A 3780-nucleotide genomic window follows, 5' to 3' on the forward strand; every position below is an offset into this window, starting at 1 on the left:
CCCCCCCCCAAAACCCCCCCCCCCCCCCCCCCCGGGGCCCCCTCCCTTTCAACACAAACCCGGGGCGCATGCGGGCCCCCCCCCGCGTGGGGGGCCCATGACAGCTGTGGATGACTGCTCGCTACTTCTTTTCCGCCTGCGCCTGCGCCTTTTCCGCGTCCCACGCCTGGAATTGCTTGAACAGCGTTTCCTTGTCCGCGTCGGACACTTTTGCGGCCGAGGGGCTCTGTTGCAGGAACGCCTCGAAGCGTTGCCGCGTCACCGGTTCGACGCCGTGGCGGTTGAGCCATTGCTGCGCCACCGGCAATCTGTTCCAGCCCGCCAGGGGCGCCGCGAGCGAGACCTCCTTCCACTTGGGATGGAAAGGCGGGTTCTGCAGCGTCGGGAACTTCGTGAAGAACGCGTCCACGTACAATGCAAGCTTGCGGTAGCGCTCGGTGTTGGGCGCCCAGTTGTAGGCCGCGAGCACCGCCGGCACCGCGATGGTGTCCACGCTCTCGCCCTCCTTGACTAGGTTCGGATAGTCCTTGGCGGTCAGCGTCGCCGGCAGATAGTCGCTCTGGAGGGGCTTTGCATAATCCACGGTCGCAAGGTGGAAGCGGCCGTCATTGCCGAAGGTCGAAACGGACTTGTACGGTTTGCCGCCGACCACGATGACGGCGTCGATCTCGCCGGCCTTCAGTTTCTCCATCGCGATGCGCTGCTCGACATAAACGAATTTCGCCTTGATCCCGAGCCGCTCGAACACGGTGAGCGCGGTGACGAAGGTGCCGCCGTTCGGCAGATCGACGCTTACAGTTTTGCCTTCCAGATCCTTGAGTGTCGCGACCGCTTTTGGCGCGATCACCTGCATCTCCTCGTTGTAGAGCTTCGTCACATAGGTGAATTGCTTCTTGATGTCCTTGGCAAAACCTTTGCGCTCGAGATAGTCGAGCGTATCCGCGCGCACGATTCCGAGATCGACGCCTTGCAGGAACAGGATGTCGGCAACGCTCTGCACCGAGCCTCGGCCGACGATTGGCAACACACGAATCCTGTTGCCGTCGTCGAGCACGGAGGCGAGGTCGGCGCCGAATTGCACATAGGTGCCGCCGATCGTGCCGGTGATCAACGTCACGGTGTTGGCGTTCAGCGACTGCTTGGTCGAGCTCGAACCGAACTGGAAGATGGCTTTCAGGCTGTCAGAGACCTTGGCCGGATCATATTCGGTCTGCTCGGCGCGTGCCGCGAAGGCACAGATCGTCATGATGGCGGCAAGCGCCATTCTCAAAGCGTTACGCATGATATCCCCTAAAGAGTTCTAGTTCTGAAGCTGGGCGAGGCGTTGCCGCGCCTCCGCCGATCCAAGGCCTGCGGCCTTTTGGTACCAGTCGCGCGCGGCGGTCGCGTCGGCAGCAACGCGCCGCGCGTCGCTCGTGCCCAGCACCGCCGGGTCATAGGTTTGCGCGAGCAGAAATGCAGCCGTTGCATCCTGTGCATTGGCGGCGCGTTCGAGCAGCAGGCGCGCCGCGGCAATGTCGCCGACCGCCAACAGACCGTTCGCGCGCGCCATCAGCCCAGCCAGTGTGTCGGCATCGAGCGTCTTGGCGGGCGGTGGGGGCGCAGGCGGCGCGGCGACTGGCCCGGGCGCCTGGGCTTGCAGCGCGGTTTGATAGGCAGTCGCAATCGCTTCGCGGCTCGGAGCTGAGGCTGCGGGGAGATCCTGCGCGTCAGCGCTCGCCAGCCTCGTGTTGCCCAAGCGCGCCGGGTCCTTGTACGCGGTCTGAGGCCTGTCCGGCACGTCGGCCGACGCCATGGCCTGGTCCAGCTCGGCACCCGTCGGGCTGGCAGCGTCGGCGGCGAAGAGATTGCGGAGACTGGGCTGAAACAGCGCGGCCGCAACGGCCAGCGTGGATGCGACGAGAACCGCCGCGAGAACAGGCGGGACAAATCTGAGCCGGGGACTCAACGCCCGCGCCGTATATTCGGCTGAATCCGGCACACCGAGCGGATCGGACAGGAACAGTGGAATTGGATCTTCCGGTGACAGATCGACCCGCGCGGCGCGCGCACGGATATAGGACGCGACGGCCGGATGTGATGCAGCTTGATCGGAATCGACCGATCTCGATTCCCTGGACGGGCGGTACGCCGTCGTCTCCATGGTGATGCTCCCCCTTACTAACGCAACGCTGGGGCATCCCGGCTTCAGTCTTTTTGTTGTTGTCCAGAAATGCCCCGCAAACTGGAGCCGGTAAATCGCCGTCTGAATCAGCCCAAAAAAAGTCGGCGGCTTGCGCGAATCGGGAGATATTTGGGTTTGATTGGGGCGAGGCGAAGGAATGCCCCACAATTTTGTCGGTAATGGTTGACGGGGATTGATCCGGCGGCGGCGCGGACACTGCCTGTCCCGCGCTCGCTGTCATTCTCCGCGAAGGCGGGAATCCAGTACGCCGCGGCTTCTCGATTCAATGACTGACGTCTCGGAGTACTGGATCGCCCGGTCAAGCCGGGCGATGACAGTTGAGCTCGTGGCGAGCGGCCGTACCGACACACGCCACGCCGCATAGCCTCACGGATGCAGGATCACCTTGCCCATGGCCTGACGTCCCGCGAGCACCTTCAGCGCATCCGCAGTCTGTGCCAGCGGGAAGACGCGATCGACATGCGAGGAGATTTTTCCTTCCGCCGTCCACTTCACGAGCTTCTCGAGATTGGCGCGGTTCTTTTCCGGGTTAAGTCGGGTCCACGCGCCCCAGAACACGCCGCGGATGTCGCAGCCTTTCAGAAGCGCGAGGTTCAGCGGCATCTTTGGAATGTCGCCGGCAGCAAATCCGATCACGAGGAAGCGGCCTTCCCAGGCAATCGAGCGTAGCGCCTGCTCGGCATAGGTGCCGCCCACGGGATCGAAGATGATGTCGACGCCCTTGCCGCCGGTGAGCTTTCGCAAGCCTTCCTTCAAATCTTCCTTGCCGTAATTGAGCGTGAGTTCTGCGCCGTGCGCCTTCGCGAATTCGAGCTTCTCGTCCGACGACGCGCAGGCGATCACCTTCAGGCCCATCAGCTTGCCGAGCTCGCACGCGGCAAGTCCGGTGCCGCCGGCGGCGCCGAGCACCGCGAGCGTCTCGCCCGGCTTCGGGCTCGCGCGATCTTCCAGCGCATGCAGCGCCGTGCCGTAGATGATGATGATGCCGGCCGCGCGGTCATAATCGAGATTGTCGGGGATCTTCACGATCGATGCCGCCGGCAGCGCGATCTTTTCGCGCGCGCCGTTGTGGCCGCAGGAGGCGACGACGCGATCGCCGACCTTCAGATCGGTCACGCCGGGGCCGATGCTCTCGATCACGCCCGCGACTTCGGCGGCCGGCGAGAACGGGAACGGCGGCTTGATCTGGTACTTGCCCTGGATCATCAGGATGTCGAAGAAGTTCAGCGCCGCAGCCTTGATCGCGATCACGGCTTCGCCGGGACCGGCCACCGGATCCGGCGCGTCGGCCAGAACGAGATCGTCGGGCTGGCAATATTGCGAGCAGAGGATGGCTTTCATGGCGGCACCTTCTTGAGAAGTGAAGTACTGGGCGTTTCGAGTGGATTTATAGTTTGCCCGTTTCTGCCGGATTTAGGTGCGGGCGACAATCCGGTTTCTTTGTCTATTAGACCGCACCGGCCTATCCTCTCGTCATTGCGAGCGCAGCGAAGCAATACAGAAAAACGGGCCGCGCGGAAATCCGGTGTTGTTGGGGCGGGGGGGCCACAGCGGGGCGGCAGACCGCGGGGGTTGGAACCCCGTGTTGTGACCGG

At 63.7% G+C, this 3780-nt stretch carries 3 protein-coding genes; all 3 read right to left on the reverse strand.

The genetic code is table 11. The features are described 5' to 3' along the window. Positions 1 to 121 precede the first annotated feature (121 nt). The 3 genes from AC0L3K_RS35185 to AC0L3K_RS35195 all read right to left on the reverse strand — a co-directional run bounded on the left by AC0L3K_RS35185 (position 122) and on the right by AC0L3K_RS35195 (position 3526). Complete coding sequence (locus tag AC0L3K_RS35185) at positions 122 to 1282, reverse strand: TAXI family TRAP transporter solute-binding subunit (protein ID WP_007598749.1); 1161 nt, start codon at positions 1280 to 1282, stop codon at positions 122 to 124. Positions 1283 to 1300: 18 nt separating this feature from the next. After that, entirely contained in the window at positions 1301 to 2143 is an 843-nt protein-coding gene (locus AC0L3K_RS35190; RefSeq protein ID WP_473367741.1) for a hypothetical protein, read from the reverse strand. 408 nt (positions 2144 to 2551) lie between these two features. Beyond that, entirely contained in the window at positions 2552 to 3526 is a 975-nt protein-coding gene (locus AC0L3K_RS35195) for an NADPH:quinone oxidoreductase family protein (RefSeq protein ID WP_473367742.1), read from the reverse strand. Between the last annotated feature and the right edge of the window lie 254 nt (positions 3527 to 3780).

This window comes from Bradyrhizobium sp. MI1.10, assembly GCF_055811035.1.

Excerpts from the sequence above, each read along its gene's own strand:
- AC0L3K_RS35185 (WP_007598749.1), bottom strand. The coding sequence starts at position 1,282 with ATGCGTAACGCTTTGAGAATGGCGCTTGCCGCCATCATGACGATCTGT.
- AC0L3K_RS35190 (WP_473367741.1), bottom strand. The coding sequence starts at position 2,143 with ATGGAGACGACGGCGTACCGCCCGTCCAGGGAATCGAGATCGGTCGAT.
- AC0L3K_RS35195 (WP_473367742.1), bottom strand. The coding sequence starts at position 3,526 with ATGAAAGCCATCCTCTGCTCGCAATATTGCCAGCCCGACGATCTCGTT.